Annotated in this window: 13 protein-coding genes and 2 pseudogenes; 7 read left to right on the top strand and 8 right to left on the bottom strand. The window is 57.5% G+C overall.

The window, feature by feature from the left end; translation table 11 throughout:
* Window positions 1-2: 2 nt before the first annotated feature.
* Window positions 3-1,523, top strand: a complete 1,521-nt coding sequence (locus HGO38_RS23530) for a sensor histidine kinase (RefSeq protein WP_250958254.1) — start codon at window positions 3-5, stop codon at window positions 1,521-1,523.
* 154 nt (window positions 1,524-1,677) lie between these two features.
* On the opposite strand, the gene HGO38_RS23535 is transcribed toward HGO38_RS23530, so the two are convergent.
* From HGO38_RS23535 to HGO38_RS23555, 5 genes are all read right to left on the bottom strand, one after another.
* A complete protein-coding gene (locus HGO38_RS23535; RefSeq protein WP_250958255.1) occupies window positions 1,678-2,154 on the bottom strand; it encodes an EAL domain-containing protein in 477 nt (158 codons plus the stop codon).
* Complete coding sequence (locus tag HGO38_RS23540) at window positions 2,120-3,373, bottom strand: sensor domain-containing protein (protein WP_250958256.1); 1,254 nt, start codon at window positions 3,371-3,373, stop codon at window positions 2,120-2,122. The genes HGO38_RS23535 and HGO38_RS23540 overlap by 35 nt, the downstream gene beginning before the upstream one ends.
* 251 nt (window positions 3,374-3,624) lie before the next feature.
* Window positions 3,625-4,539 (bottom strand): PhnA-like protein, encoded by a 915-nt coding sequence (locus tag HGO38_RS23545; RefSeq protein WP_250958257.1) that lies wholly within the window; start codon window positions 4,537-4,539, stop codon window positions 3,625-3,627.
* Between the two features lie 142 nt (window positions 4,540-4,681).
* On the bottom strand, window positions 4,682-5,563 hold the full coding sequence (locus HGO38_RS23550) for a YsnF/AvaK domain-containing protein (protein ID WP_250958258.1): 882 nt from the start codon (window positions 5,561-5,563) through the stop codon (window positions 4,682-4,684).
* Window positions 5,560-5,961, bottom strand: a complete 402-nt coding sequence (locus tag HGO38_RS23555; protein ID WP_250958259.1) for a YsnF/AvaK domain-containing protein — start codon at window positions 5,959-5,961, stop codon at window positions 5,560-5,562. The genes HGO38_RS23550 and HGO38_RS23555 overlap by 4 nt, the downstream gene beginning before the upstream one ends.
* Window positions 5,962-6,119: 158 nt before the next feature.
* Between HGO38_RS23555 and HGO38_RS23560 the strand changes: the two genes are divergently transcribed.
* Window positions 6,120-6,398 carry a hypothetical protein gene (locus tag HGO38_RS23560; RefSeq protein WP_250958260.1) on the top strand — a complete coding sequence of 93 codons (279 nt, stop codon included), beginning with the start codon at window positions 6,120-6,122 and terminating at the stop codon, window positions 6,396-6,398.
* A 41-nt stretch (window positions 6,399-6,439) separates the two neighbouring features.
* On the opposite strand, the gene HGO38_RS23565 is transcribed toward HGO38_RS23560, so the two are convergent.
* Window positions 6,440-6,952, bottom strand: a complete 513-nt coding sequence (locus HGO38_RS23565) for a divalent metal cation transporter (protein WP_284739531.1) — start codon at window positions 6,950-6,952, stop codon at window positions 6,440-6,442.
* Here HGO38_RS23565 and HGO38_RS31065 point away from each other — a divergent pair.
* A complete protein-coding gene (locus HGO38_RS31065) occupies window positions 6,936-7,004 on the top strand; it encodes a DUF2274 domain-containing protein (protein ID WP_502941624.1) in 69 nt (22 codons plus the stop codon). The two genes, HGO38_RS23565 and HGO38_RS31065, sit on opposite strands and share 17 nt — an antisense overlap.
* 2 nt (window positions 7,005-7,006) lie before the next feature.
* Here HGO38_RS31065 and HGO38_RS23575 read toward each other — a convergent pair whose 3' ends face one another.
* Window positions 7,007-7,921: a LysR family transcriptional regulator gene (locus tag HGO38_RS23575; protein ID WP_250958262.1), complete on the bottom strand. Its 915-nt coding sequence runs from the start codon at window positions 7,919-7,921 to the stop codon at window positions 7,007-7,009.
* Window positions 7,922-8,150: 229 nt separating this feature from the next.
* On the opposite strand from HGO38_RS23575, the gene HGO38_RS23580 reads away from it, so the two are divergent.
* From HGO38_RS23580 to HGO38_RS23595, 4 genes and pseudogenes are all read left to right on the top strand, one after another.
* Complete coding sequence (locus HGO38_RS23580) at window positions 8,151-9,182, top strand: IS110 family RNA-guided transposase (protein ID WP_250958263.1); 1,032 nt, start codon at window positions 8,151-8,153, stop codon at window positions 9,180-9,182.
* A 327-nt stretch (window positions 9,183-9,509) separates the two neighbouring features.
* A pseudogene (locus HGO38_RS23585) lies at window positions 9,510-9,743 on the top strand (transposase); the annotation flags it as partial.
* Between the two features lie 229 nt (window positions 9,744-9,972).
* Window positions 9,973-11,334: an IS110 family RNA-guided transposase gene (locus tag HGO38_RS23590; protein WP_250958264.1), complete on the top strand. Its 1,362-nt coding sequence runs from the start codon at window positions 9,973-9,975 to the stop codon at window positions 11,332-11,334.
* A gap of 8 nt (window positions 11,335-11,342) precedes the next feature.
* Window positions 11,343-12,227: pseudogene (locus tag HGO38_RS23595) on the top strand (IS3 family transposase); the annotation flags it as partial.
* Between the two features lie 216 nt (window positions 12,228-12,443).
* Here the strand turns inward: HGO38_RS23595 and HGO38_RS23600 are convergent.
* Window positions 12,444-13,499 carry a LacI family DNA-binding transcriptional regulator gene (locus tag HGO38_RS23600; protein ID WP_250958265.1) on the bottom strand — a complete coding sequence of 352 codons (1,056 nt, stop codon included), beginning with the start codon at window positions 13,497-13,499 and terminating at the stop codon, window positions 12,444-12,446.
* Window positions 13,500-13,687: the final 188 nt, after the last annotated feature.

The following is a 13,687-nucleotide window of genomic DNA, read 5'->3' on the forward strand; positions in this document are numbered from 1 at the left end:
CATTGTCGATCATCAACAGCCCTGACAATAGCGCGAAGTCCGAGCTTGAGCGTGCGCGTCGTGATATTGCAGTGGCACGTGGGCAACTTGAGCTCGCGCTCGATGTCGCGGGAGCGTCATGTACCTGGGAATGGGATATTCGAAGCGGCAGGCTTGTGGCCGACGCCCGGTTTGCGGCAATTACACGGCAGGATCCGGCTGTCCTTGCGGACGGCGCCTCTACAAACTGTTTCTTCAACTCGATCTATCCCGATGACCTGAAGCGGGTGAAGCTCGCTGTCGCAGGGATCATGGCCGGCTCGGAACTCTTCTCCAAAGACTACAGGCTGTTGAAAGACGATGGCGGGTATCGGTGGGTGCACGCCAGGGGCCGCGCGATATTCGATCAGGACGACGAGCCGACCATGTTCGTCGGTTATCTGGTCGACATTACGGAGCAAAAGCGGATCACCGAAGAGCTTCGTATTGCTCAGTCGGCGGGGGGCATTGGTACGTTCGAACACAGAGTGGGGTGGGCGACGATCACTGTTTCGGAACAGTTCTGCCGTCTGTTCGGCCTTCATCCCGCTCGGGTAATCGCGGTCACCACCTTGAACGAGCTCATCCATCCAGACGATAGAAAGCTAATCGACCTCAGCTTTCCCGATGAACACCAGGACGTCAGCAGCATCGAATTCCGCATAAGACGGGCGGATAACGACCAAGAACGGTGGCTGACGCGTCGTGGCGAATACGTCGATGATGTTGATTCCGGAGGGCATCGCTATGTCGGGGTCATTTTTGACGTGACCGAGGCCAAACAGATCCAAGAAAGATTGCAGGAGGCTAACGAGGAACTGGCCGGCATTGCCCACGAACGAGAACAGTTCATTGCTGTGCTCGGCCACGATTTGCGCAATCCTCTCTCGTCAATGTCCGCTGGTTTGCGAGTGATTTCGAAAGACGTGACCGATCAGCGTACGATACGGATCCTGCGCCTTATGGGCGAAAGCGTACAGCGTATGAGCAGCCTGATAGACGATCTACTGGACCTCGCCCGCGGCCGTCTCGGAGACGGTATCTCTCTTAGTATAACGAAGGCAGAGCCTATCGAACCGCTTCTCGCAAGGATCGTCAACGAAATTCTGGTCGCGCATCCCGAGCGTATCATCGAAACCGACTTTGATGTGCATCGGCCTGTCGATGTGGATCACGCACGGCTGGAGCAATTGGTTTCCAATCTCCTCGGGAACGCGATTACGCATGGCGCGAGCGACAGGCCTATAACGCTTTCTGCAAAAGTAGAGGGTAACCTGTTTCAGCTTGCGATTAGAAATGGTGGCACGAAAATTTCAGAGGTCACCATGAAGCGCTTGTTTCAGCCGTTCTCTCGAGGTGAAGGAAACGCGAGCAAGCAGGGTCTTGGGCTCGGACTCTACATCGCAAGTGAAATCGCAAAAGCTCACGGTGGAACCCTCAGTGCGACATCCGACGACACATCGACCTGCTTTATCTTCCGAATGCCACTAAACACCGCAAGGTAAAACTCGCGTTGTCGGGGTCAGATCTCTATTGAGGCGTTATCATCTGCTCCAAGTATTGCTTGTTGAGCCAGTTTGCTCGGTTGTTCCGAACTGTGCTTGGGCAAACGCCGTGGGCATTCCGGCGCAGGGAATGATATCCGAACAGACGTAACCATCATTCGAGCGATCGCACAAGTAGCCGAGGCAAATCAGCGACCCCGCTCTCATAGTGGCCGCGGTCGTGGCTACTCTCAATAACCTTGGCCGACTGGACAGCCCATCGCGCGCAGGGCTGCTTCCTGCTCCGGGGTTTCGATCCCTCAGCGATCGTCTGCAAACCGAGATCCTGGCTCATTGCGATCAATGCTCTGGTGATGGCCGCGTCCGAAGGGTTGGTATCTATGTCCCGTATGAACGCGCGGTCGATCTTGAGGGTCGTCAGCGGGAAGCGCTGCAGGGAACTCAGAGAAGCGTAGCCAGTCCCGAAGTCGTCGAAGACGACACCGACGCCAAGGTCGCGCAATTGCAGGAGTGTGCGCATCGATCGCTCGTCGTCGCCCAAGGCCACCTCCTCGGTGATTTCAAGCTCGATTGATGCGGGCCTGATGGCGTGCCTTCTAAGAGCGTCGAGGACTTTGTCCGGGAAGTTCAATGCTCGGAACTGAGTCGGAAACAGGTTTCACGCCGATCTTGTATGTGTCGCCGCGCGAATTCAGCCAGGCGCTCACCCGGCAGGCCTCGTCCAGTGTCCACCAACCGATGTCCAGGGCGAGCGTGCTCTGCTCGAGCGCGGGAAGGAACGCACCAGGGGCAAGGACGCCTCTTTCCGGATGATGCCATCTGATCAGCGCCTCAAAGCCGATTGGCTGAGCGGTATCCAGTCGCACCTGCGGCTGATAGTAGAGCCGGAGTTGTCCATCCTGAAGCGCCTGGCGCAATTCGTCTCTTATCGCTCGGCGCGCCTGGGCCTCGCTGCGCATCGAATGATAGAACAGGCGACAGCATCCACCTCCGGAAGCCTTGGCGCGATAGAGAGCGAAGTCGGCGCTCGCGACGAGCTCGTCGGCGTCTGCGCCATGCTGCGGAGCGATCGCGATGCCAATGCTTGCGCCGAGATCCAGCACAAGACCGCCGAGATGAAATGGCTTTCTGAAAGCCCCCAGTATTTCAGTTGCTTCCGCATGTGCTTTCAGCGGGTCGACGCTCCCCGGAAGGAGCACTGCAAATTCGTCCCCGCCCAACCGCGCCACAATAGCGTCTTGCCGCAGCAGGTATTGCAGGCGGACACCAACCGCTTGCAGGAGCGCATCACCGGTCGCATGACCATGCGTGTCGTTGACTTCCTTGAAGCCGTCGAGATCCACAAATATGACGGTCGCGGGTTCACGCGAGGACAGGTGGTCGCCGACATGGCTCAAGAACTGGTGTCTGTTGTGCAGGCCGGTCAACGTGTCCTGCGAGGCCAAACGCATCAACTTGTTGTCGCGTTCGCGCCGTTCGGAAATATCCTTGATGATGGCGCCGGCGCAGAACCCGCGCGGGCCGGACCAAACCGAGAGCGTTATTTCAATCGGGAATTCGCTCCCATCCTTCTTAACTGCAGGGACTTCCACGGTTTTGCCAGCCAAGTTTGGCTTTTCTCCCGCGGCGACCCTGGCAAGGCCCGCCATGTGAGCGCCCCGCATGCGTTCCGGAATAATGATCGTGATCGGTTGACCAACCATTTCGTCAGAGTCATATCCAAACAGGGTACACACGGAGGGATTGGCAAATTCGATGTTGCCATCACTGCCGACGGAGATCAATGTCAGGTTCGCGGCCTTGGCAAAGTGGCTTAGCGCGACGGATTGATAGTTTGCGTCAATCACCATGTGTTCCAATTGTTCGAACCTCTCAGTTCTCCCAACTCTATCGTAGGTGTATTAGTAAAAAATAAAAGTTGAATCCTCGAGAAACCATTTTTGGCAAAGATGATGCCCGCAAAGTCCTTGGGATTGAATTGACAAAGCGCATTGAGCCCCACAGCTCCTCGCTAGAGACACCGGCTGTCAAATCTTCGTTTGGTAGCGTTGGTGCGTCCGCGACTTTTGACTAGAAATGTCGCACACGTGGGCGGGCAATGTCAGTGGACGTGGCGAACGGAGGTCTCGGTGGCATAAAGGTTATGCTTGGTGCCGTAGACCCCACCGAACCAGGCGGCGATCGCACCGATCAGCAGAGCGATAAAGCCGAGGATCGCGCCAGCTGACACGGCTTTTGTTGCGGTCTGCGCCGCTTCGAGCGCCTGCGCCTTGGCGGCTTGCACATTGTCATTATAAGCCTTCATGTACTGATCGACCTGCGTGCGGGCCTGATCGACCGGGATGTTCTGGGCTTTGGCGATCGCATCCGCAGCGCGGTTACGGGCATCGTCGGCCTTTGCTTTGTCGCCGGTGACCGCGGCCTGAACGGCGGAAATGGCAGCATTGCGCAACGCTTCCGGATCATTGCCGCCCGAGGCGTCGCGGATCTGCTGTTCGATGCCCGCCATCGGGTTTGCCGAGTTGGCCATCGCTGGTGCTGCGGCCGTCACTGCTGTCGCCGCCGTGCTGCCAACGCCGCTGACAATGCTCGACAGACCGCTGAACGCACCGCCGACAAGGGCGCCGACGGACGTGGTCAGCAGGTAGAGAATAACCAGCGTGGTGACAGCCCAGGTGGTCAGGCCCTGGTAGCCGCCGGTCGAATTGCTGGGACGGCCGGAAAGACGGCTGGCGATGTAGCCACCGACAAACGAGGCGATCAGACCGGCGACAACAAACCACAGGCCGCCGGCGATGGAGAATGTACTCGCATCGGGATTATCGTAACGCGCCGGGTCGATAACCGCTGCGCCGATACCGACGCCAAGGAGGTTGAAAAGAAACTGGACAGCCAATCCAACGAAAACGCCGGCAAAGATAGCGCCCCACGAGACTGTGTAGAGAGCAGCGGTCGATCCGCCATCGACGCCATAGGCGACATCGCGCGGGAGGTGAGTAGAAACAGGTTCGGTCATGGTGGCCCCTTAGGTGTTCACGGGATCGTGAGTGCCACAATAACTCGCAGTAGCCGTCGATGTTCCGCCTGTGCTGCCGCGTGCCGGAAATGAGAACGGCGATGTCGATGACACCGCCGTTCGCATGCAACTAATGGATAGATCAGTCCCGACGGATGCCGAGAGTTCCGTCCTTGCGGGCAGTGCCTTCGCCGCGTTCGTCCTCGATCTCGACGTCGGTCTTGCGGACCGTATCGGACACTGTTTCATCGCGCTGCTCGGATGTCTTGCGAAGAGAGATTTCCTCGACGACGCGGGCCTCCTTGGAGACGACAGCTTCTTCGTGATGCTCTTCGGCCTCGATGGTGCGATCGACGAACGCATTCTCGGTTCCAGTCAGCGGACGATCGACAGTGCGGCGCGTGACCTCGACACTCTCGTCGCGAAGCGAGAGATTTTCGCTCACAGGAGTCTCGGTCACGTAGGAACGAACCCGGACACGACCGTTGTTGACGTCACGCTTACCGACGCGAAGCTCTTCCTGGACCACCGGGATGACTTCCTCGCCATCGGCGCCGAGACGCGAGGGCTGCGCAGCCGCAGTCTGGGCGCTGTCGAGGCGCGTTGCGGCAGGCGTTTCGATGTTGCCGGTGCGCGACCAGCCCTCGGATTCCCAGGCCTGTGCGCGTTCATCAAGGTCGATGCTGCCCTCGTCGTCGAGAATATCGAGGGCGATATCGTGCATGTCGAAGGCGTAGCCAGACACCGTGACGAGATAGCCGCCGCGACGAAGGCCCTCGGCATATGTGTGGCGATCTTCGTCGGGGAAGAAGAAGTTTTCCAGCGACGCCCAGAAGCCAGTGGATTCCGATGTCGACGAGGAAGCCGTGGGGGCGGATCCACCTTCGATCACACTGACAGAGCTTCTGGAGATGCCCGCTTCCACCAGCCGCTCGACGGCGCTGTCGGCGTCCGCGCGGCTGTCGAAGAAAGCTGTGATGGTGTTGGAGTTGGTCGTCGTGGCAGTCTGGTCTGTATAGGTCATGGCAGTTTCTCCTCGTTGGGGATGTTGTTTCCAAGTCTTTCGACCGTGGCACTTTGCTTGCGGAGCGTGACCGGAATGGATACCTCGTCCGTAGTGGCAATTTTGCGGATGCGGATCTCTTCGACCAGCATCAGCCGCTTCTCGACCACGACGATTTCTTCCAGCACCAGGATGATTGTGACGTCACCCTCGATCCGCATTGGCGGCGCCTCGCTGACTTCGCGGCCGATTGCCTCGCGTGTCACCTCGACCCGTTCACCGGCAAGTGAAGTGTGGGCAACTTCTGCGGTGAGGTCGCTACGCGTTGTGACCCGCACGCGTTCAGTGACGACCCGTTCGGCCTCCACGCGGAGGCTCTCTTCGACGAGCTCAAGTTTGTGTTCGTCACTTGCGACCATCTTCACCGTTTCCTAGATTGGACTGGGAACGCCAACGCCGATGGAATGTTCCGCCGATGGAGTGTTGACGCCAGGGTATCCCCACAAAACGCTTCTCGGGCGTTAAGAACTTATTCACCACATCGCGTCACACTCGCTCCCGGGTGAAGGGCGAACGGATGCGCAAGATCGAAATCATCGACGACCTGAGAATGCGGTTTCCTTGCCGCGAGGCGGAATTTGACATTGGCGTCGAGGTCGGAGCCATAAGCGTCCTTCTTGCGCAAGGCGCGCCGACGATCGAACGTCAAATCTCGAAGGATGCGCTCGAGCAACTGAGACCAATCGCGGAACGATTTGGATACGTCGTCATCGCTAAGGAAGATGAAGACAGCCTGATGAGCGTCTGCCTCTCACGCTGGCCTCAAAGGCCCCAGCTTTGGGTCGTAAAGGGCTGAGGACGGCGACCGCTGCTTCGTGAACAAATAAAGCCCTATGCTTAGACGACGAGCATGGCAACCGCCGCGACGCCCATCACTGCCGTTGCCCCCCAGCCGAAGATGCGCATCGACATCGGCGCGGTAAATTCCTTCATATGCTTCTTGCTGCTGACGATCATCATCACCGCCACCATGATCGGCACCGCCACGAAGCCATTGATCACCGCGCTCCAGAAGAGGGCCTTGACCGGGTCGAGCGGCACGAACTCGAGAGTGAGGCCGAACGTGGTCGCTGCGGCAATCACCCCGTAGAAGCCGACAGCTTCCCAGGGCTTATGATCGAGCCCTGCTTTCCAATCCTGGGTCTCGTTGAAGGCGTAGGCCGCCGATCCGGCCAGGACCGGTATCGACAAAAGCCCGGTGCCGACAATCCCGAGACTGAAGAGCGCGAAGGCAAAGTTGCCGGCGATCGGCTTGAGGGCTTCGGCGACGTCGGCGGCGGAGTTGATGTCGGTCTTGCCGCTCGCATGTAAACCAGCGAGACTTATAGTGCCGATGCTGACGCGCTTCATTGCGACCGATCGAGGATTTGCCAAATTGCGGCGTGTCGATCCGAACACATAATACTATTGCCGTTTGTCGCGGTCGGTGGACATTTTTCGTGCCATACTCGAAAAGCGACGAAATGCAGGATTGTCGTTCTCTGCCTTCCAGACGCCGTAAAAGTCTAAGACGTAATCCTTTATCGGAATCATTGCTACGCCGGCAAATGGGCTACCCAGTGCTGCTTCATTCGCGAACGTCACGCCCCTGCCGATACGAACAGGGTCCATCAGCGTTTCCCGGCTTACATCCTGGGTCTCAATTTCGAGCGGATACCCTAGGTTTGAAAAGAGTGCCGACAGTTCTGCAGCAATCTGAGGCCCTGATCCTGTTGATCGCACGACAAAGTGTTGTTGCTGAATATCTGCCCAGCTCACTTCCATGCGTCGTGCCAATTGGTTCTGCTCTGGAGCACATAAAAGAAGCCGTTCCGTCCATAACTGGCGGACCTCGCAATCGCTAAATTCGTGCTTCTGAACAATGAACGCGACGTCCAATTCCCTTTTGCGAATTCGACTAATAAGCCCACCAACATCGGCTTCAAAGAGTTCGATAGATACTCCTGAATTTTCCTTCGAGAAACTCTCGAGGAGGTCATGGAGAAATCCTTCTGCCAGAAAAATATAGAGTCCTATCCTAATCAGACCGACTTTTGCGCGCCCCGCTGCCGCCGCGCCGGCGGTCGCGTCCTTAAGGATTTCAAGGGCCGTCTTGGCTTGACCGATAAATACCTGGCCTGCCCGAGTCGGCTGCGCCCCATTCGATGTCCGCTCGAACAGAGAGACGCCCACCTCATCCTCAAAATCTCTGATCCTTCTGCTGGCAACGGATGGATCGAGCCCAGAGGTGTGCACCGCCTTCCGAAAGCTTCGGAGGTCTGCCGCTTTAATGAGCAAGTCAACATCGCAAAGAAAGGTGTGAAAGCTATTTCTAACCATTGTGCAGTCGACATCCGCTTGTAGACAAATGGTCGGATTGCGGTCTCAGCACCTCACATGAAACCTGACGATCCAAGGGCTCTTGCGAAGACCGCGGCCCGGTCGCTTCCGGTTCGAGGAGATGACAATCTATCCCACTGAATAGATGGCGTGGTTGCCGCCCTACCGACCCGGCATGTTTTGTCAGAGGATGGTCGGGTTAAAATCCAACGGGTGGAAGGATGGCGGCATGACACACAACACGATGATTGGGGTGGATCTGGCGAAAAACGTTTTCCAGGTCCATGGAGCGTCTCTTTCCGGAGAGGTTAAGTTCCGTCGGAAGCTATCCCGGCAGCATTTTCGCAAATTCATGGCCGAGCAGGTTCCTTCGATCGTCGTGATGGAGGCTTGCGGCAGTGCTCACTACTGGGCGCGTGAGATGATCAAGCTGGGCCATCAAGTAAGGCTGATCGCACCACAGTACGTGCGCCCATTCGTGAAGCGCCAGAAGAACGACGCGGCGGATGCCGAAGCGATTGTCATCGCCGCGCAGCGACCCGAGATGCGCTTCATCACGCCGAAGCTGGAGGAGCAGCAGGCACAGGCGCTTCTCTTCCGCGGAAGAGAACGGCTTGTACGTCAGCGTACTGAGTTGGTGAACGCATTGCGATCCGCCCTCTACGAGTTCGGGCATCCAATTCCTCCGGGCATTGGGCACCTAAAGCGGATTGAGGCGATGGTTGAGGCTGAGAACAGCGATCTGCCAGAACTGTTTCGCGACGAATGCCGTGATCTTCTGCTGCAGATCGCCGAGAAGACGCAACGGATCGAGGGGAAGACAAAACAGATCGGCGCTCTGGCATCACTGACTGACACAGCGCGCCGTTTGCAAACGATGCCGGGCGTTGGACCAATGAGCGCGTTGGCCGTTGAAGCGTTTGCTCCACCCATGGGGAGTTTTCGGCGTGGACGAGACTTCGCGGCTTGGTTAGGCCTGGTGCCGCGGCAGCATTCGTCAGGAGGAAAAGAGCGGCTCGGACGAATATCAAAGGCCGGGCAAGCCGACATACGCCGGCTCTTGATCATGGGAGCGATGTCGCGCTTGAACTGGCTCGGGCGGAGGACGATCCCGGAAAGGTCTTGGCTATCTGGAATGTTGGCCAGGAAACCGAGAATGCTTGTGGCTATCGCGCTTGCGAACAAAATGGCCAGAGCAATCTGGGCGATGCTGACAACAGGCAAGGATTATGAGGACCCGGCAAAGACTGTCGCTGCATGACAGAGGTGCGGCGCGAGGTAGTTTAGAGCCGGTGACGGAGGTGTGAGAACGTCGACGACCCATATGGGCAAAATGATCGAACAGATCTGGATCAGGAAAACCAGTTAGGGGCATAGAGCCATTCAGCTCGCTGAATAGATTTGGACCTGATCCGCTGATCACCATATCGGCCCGCGGCTTCCAAAGTGCCGCATTTGAAGGCCTGACAGAAGACCGCACTCGATCACGCCCAATGGTTCAGAAACTTCTTGCATTATGAGCGGCAACCACAGAAGCCCCGAGATTTGTAGACGCCTTCTTTCCTAATTTTGAGGCAAGAAGAGCATCATGAGCAAATCGAATTTCAGTGAAGAGTTTAAGCGTGACGCGGTGCGCCAGATCACGGAGCGAGGCTATCCGGTTGCTGAGGTTTCGCAGCGGCTCGGGGTCAGCCAGCATTCGCTCTACGAATGGAAGAAGAAGTTTGCTGCGTCGAACGCCAAGGGCAACGACGAGGCCGAGGAGATCAGGCGACTGAAGAAGGAGCTGGCTCGCGTTACCGAGGAGCGAGACATCCTAAAAAACGATCACGGGCTTTGGTCCGCCTGTGCGCGGTAGAAACAGGCTGTGCTACGCTGACCGCCGGAGGGGAGTTGCCGACTGCTTATTGGAGGCATTCGACCCCGTTAAAAAACGTGGCACATGGGCTGTTGCGGACTTGAGAGTGGTGACGCCGTCTTGGCGGCGATCCCGGTTAGGAAAATGACGAACTTGCGCGGCCCAGCCCCTCCCATCGATAGGAGGAGAAGGTATGCCGACATCAATCCCCACCAACGCTAAAAACCTCACCCGCATCAACCCCGGAGCAGCGGCCATCGACATCGGGTCCACGATGCACATGGCCGCAGTCAATCCGGACAGTGACGATTTGCCGATACGCGCCTTCGGCACCTTCACGCACGATCTGCATGATTTAGCCGCCTGGTTCAGATCTTGTGGCGTCACAAGCGTGGCGATGGAGTCGACCGGCGTCTACTGGATACCGGCTTACGAGATTCTGGAGCAGCACGGTTTTGAGGTGATCCTGGTCAACGCACGTTATGCGAAGAACGTCCCAGGCCGGAAGACCGACGTCAGCGATGCGGCGTGGCTTCGTCAGTTGCATTCCTATGGCCTGCTGCGCGGGAGCTTTCGCCCGAATGCACAGGTCGCAACATTGCGTGCTTATCTGCGGCAACGAGAACGGCTGGTCGAGTATGCGGCAGCTCATATCCAGCACATGCAGAAAGCTCTGATGGAGATGAACCTGCAGCTCCACCATGTGGTCTCCGACATCATCGGCGTGACAGGCATGAAGATCATCCGGGCGATTGTCTCCGGCGAGCGTGACCCCGACGTCCTGGCATCAATGCGCGATGTTCGCTGCCACTCGTCTGTCGAGACAATCAGAGCATCCCTGATCGGCAACGATCGTGATGAGCACGTGTTTGCGCTTTCCCAATCACTGGAGCTTTACGACTTCTACCAAGTGAAGATGATCGAATGCGACCGCAAGCTTGAGGCGTCTATTGCATCCATGACGGCCGATCTTGAAGCGCCGCTCGCGCCGCTACCAAAGGTCCGGACTAAGACCAAGCAGACGAATGCGCCGTCGTTTAATGTACGGTCTGCACTATACGGTCTCACGGGGACAGACTTGACCCAGATTCACGGCCTCGGCTCCTCGCTCGCCCTCAAGCTCATTGGCGAGTGCGGAACGGATCTGCAGGCATGGCCGACCGCCAAGCACTTTACATCGTGGCTCTGCCTCGCACCTGGCAACAAGATCTCGGGAGGCAAAGTGCTATCATCGCGAACTCGTCGGTCGTCCAGTCGAGCGGCAGCATTGTTGCGATTGGCCGCAACCACGATTGGGCGAAGTGACACTGCCCTTGGCGCGTTTTACCGGCGGTTGGCCGGGCGCATCGGAAAGCAGAAAGCAGTGACAGCGACAGCGCGGAAGATTGCAGTCCTCTTCTACAATGCACTGCGGTTTGGGATGGTCTACCGGGACCCAGGTGCTGCTGCCTACGACGAACGGCATCGTGGCCGCGTCATAGCCAACCTCCAGCGGCGGGTTCGGTCTATGGGCTACGAGCTGGCAGCCATGACTGCTGGAGAATGTGTTTCTTAGGAAGCGGCCGCGTACTTCGCCAGGGATGCAAAGTGAAGTACGCGTTCATTGCCCTGCATCGCCTGCGGTTTTCAGTGCGGACGATGTGCCGCCTTCTGCAGGTTCATCCGAGCGGGTTTTACGCCTGGCTGAAGAATCCGCTGAGCAGGCGAGCCAACGACGACCAGCGACAGACCGATCTGCTCCTGAAGGCTTGGGAGGAAAGCGGCAAGGTCTACGGCTATCGAAAGCTGCATGACGACCTTCTCGATCAGGGAGAGATGTGCTGCTCGAACCGGGTTGCGCGTCTGACCCGCCTTGCCGGGATCAAGGCGCAAATTGGCTACAAACGCCGTCCCGGCATCTATGGCGGCAGGCCTGCCGTCGCTATCGACAACACGCTCGACCGGCAATTTAACGTGGCGGCTCCGGACAAGGCCTGGGTGACAGACATCACCTACATCCGAACCTGCGAGGGCTTCGCCTATCTCGCCGTCGTCATCGATCTTTATTCCCGCCGGGTGATCGGTTGGGCAATGCAGAGCCGCCAGACGACCGATGTCGTATTGCAGGCTCTGCTCATGGCCGTGTGGCGACGCAAGCCGAAGGAAAAGGTGCTGATCCACTCGGACCAGGGCTCGCAGTTCACCAGCATGGACTGGGCATCGTTCCTGAACCACCACAATCTGGTTCACTCGATGAGCCGAAGGGGCAACTGCCACGACAATGCGGTCGCCGAAAGCTTCTTCAATCTTCTGAAGCGAGAGAGGATACGCCGCAGGCTCTACCGTTCACGCGATGAAGCTCGCCAGGACGTGTTCGATTACATCGAAATGTTCTACAATCCGAAACGCAAGCATGTCAGGAACGGCATGCTGTCGCCCGTCGAGTTCGAAAAGCAGAAGAAAATCTAACCCGAGGGTGTCTACGAAACTCGGGGCTATTCACAGATTCACCGCGTTGGAAAGGCCAAAGAGTCGAAATCAGCAAGGATGCGTATAATTGCCAATTGAACCAGAAACCTCTTGCATCACGGGCGGCAACCAAGACGAATCATCGCTACGTTAAGCTCAAAAATTTGAGAAAGGTCCTGGTCGCACACAAGCAGTGACGAGGTGTATAAGCAATTTCTATGACGAGGGCGTTCGACGTGGCATCGGCGCATTTGGCCTTTGATCGCCGATGCTTTCGCGGCGAATAAGCCGGCTCGGGATGACGATGCGGCTATTGCCATCATGACCGGAATTTTCCATGAGTGCGATCAACAATTCAGTTGCCGCTTTGCCAAGCTGTTCCATCGGCTGCTCGATGGTTGAGAGCGGCGGCGCGCAAAATGCGCAGACAGGCGATCCATCGAAGGAGATGATAGAGACGTCTTGCGGGACGCGCCATCCCATTTTTTGAATCTGGCTCATGAAGGAGATGGCCATATCATCACTCGTTGCGACAACGGCAGTCGGCTTTCTCTCGAGAGCGGCGAAATCATCCGCGGCCTGCAGACCTGTCTGAAACCCGAACTGATAGGACAAATCGCCCCCGGAGCGGATGACGTCGCTCTCGGATAGCCCGGCCTCTTGCAAGGCCTCGACCAAGCCGCCAAATCGCTCGACGTCATGATAATTGCCGCTCGGGCCGGCGATATAAAAGAACCGGGTGTGCCCCAGCGCTATCAGCTGCCGGGTCGCATCCCTCACCGCCTGGCGATCGTTGGTCACCACGCTCGGGACTGACGAATCGCTCATGTCGAGCAACAGCGAAACGATCGGCAGGCCGGCTTCTCCGAGCGACCTGTTGGCCACGACGGGCAGTTGCGACGACAGGATCAGCGCACCGCGTATCGTGCCGCCGAAGGCGAGGTCGAGGATGTGCCTTTCGGAGCTTTCGTCGCGATCGAGGTTGGCAATCATCAGGTTGTAACCGCTCCTGATGACCGTCCGGTTCACCGCCTCCAAAACCTGCGGAATAATTTGGGAGGCGCCGTAATGCAGCGATCCCGGCAGTACGATCATGATGACATTGGATTTGCCGACACGCAGATTGCGCGCGGCCGCATTCGGCGTGTAACCGAGCTGTTCGACGGCAGCGGCAATTCGCGCCCGGGTTTTCTCATTGACCCGGCCGGGATTGGCAAGCGCCCTGCTGACGGTCGAGGTCGCGACACCGGCGAGGCGGGCCACGTCAGCCATCAGAGTCCCCACCCCTTCCAAAGACGGCTTTTCATCGTATTTCTTCATTTTTCATCCAATGGTTCGAAAATGAGAGCATTCTGCCGTCAACCGATCCTCTTATAGCAAACGATTGCCAAAAATTGTCATAAAACGATTGCAAAATTTTTGGCTTTGTCTAATATCCAGCCATGGCAATCGTTTGCCAA

This window comes from Rhizobium sp. CG5 (assembly GCF_023701945.1).
GTDB lineage: Bacteria > Pseudomonadota > Alphaproteobacteria > Rhizobiales > Rhizobiaceae > Allorhizobium.

What these genes read in the sequence shown, in the direction of transcription:
- HGO38_RS23550 (WP_250958258.1), bottom strand. Translation starts at nt 5,563, where the DNA reads ATGACCTATACAGACCAGACTGCCACGACGACCAACTCCAACACCATC.
- HGO38_RS23560 (WP_250958260.1), top strand. Translation starts at nt 6,120, where the DNA reads ATGCGCAAGATCGAAATCATCGACGACCTGAGAATGCGGTTTCCTTGC.
- HGO38_RS23580 (WP_250958263.1), top strand. Translation starts at nt 8,151, where the DNA reads ATGACACACAACACGATGATTGGGGTGGATCTGGCGAAAAACGTTTTC.
- HGO38_RS23600 (WP_250958265.1), bottom strand. Translation starts at nt 13,499, where the DNA reads ATGGCTGACGTGGCCCGCCTCGCCGGTGTCGCGACCTCGACCGTCAGC.
- HGO38_RS23575 (WP_250958262.1), bottom strand. Translation starts at nt 7,921, where the DNA reads ATGGTTAGAAATAGCTTTCACACCTTTCTTTGCGATGTTGACTTGCTC.
- HGO38_RS23555 (WP_250958259.1), bottom strand. Translation starts at nt 5,961, where the DNA reads ATGGTCGCAAGTGACGAACACAAACTTGAGCTCGTCGAAGAGAGCCTC.
- HGO38_RS23590 (WP_250958264.1), top strand. Translation starts at nt 9,973, where the DNA reads ATGCCGACATCAATCCCCACCAACGCTAAAAACCTCACCCGCATCAAC.
- HGO38_RS23545 (WP_250958257.1), bottom strand. Translation starts at nt 4,539, where the DNA reads ATGACCGAACCTGTTTCTACTCACCTCCCGCGCGATGTCGCCTATGGC.
- HGO38_RS23565 (WP_284739531.1), bottom strand. Translation starts at nt 6,952, where the DNA reads ATGAAGCGCGTCAGCATCGGCACTATAAGTCTCGCTGGTTTACATGCG.
- HGO38_RS23540 (WP_250958256.1), bottom strand. Translation starts at nt 3,373, where the DNA reads ATGGTGATTGACGCAAACTATCAATCCGTCGCGCTAAGCCACTTTGCC.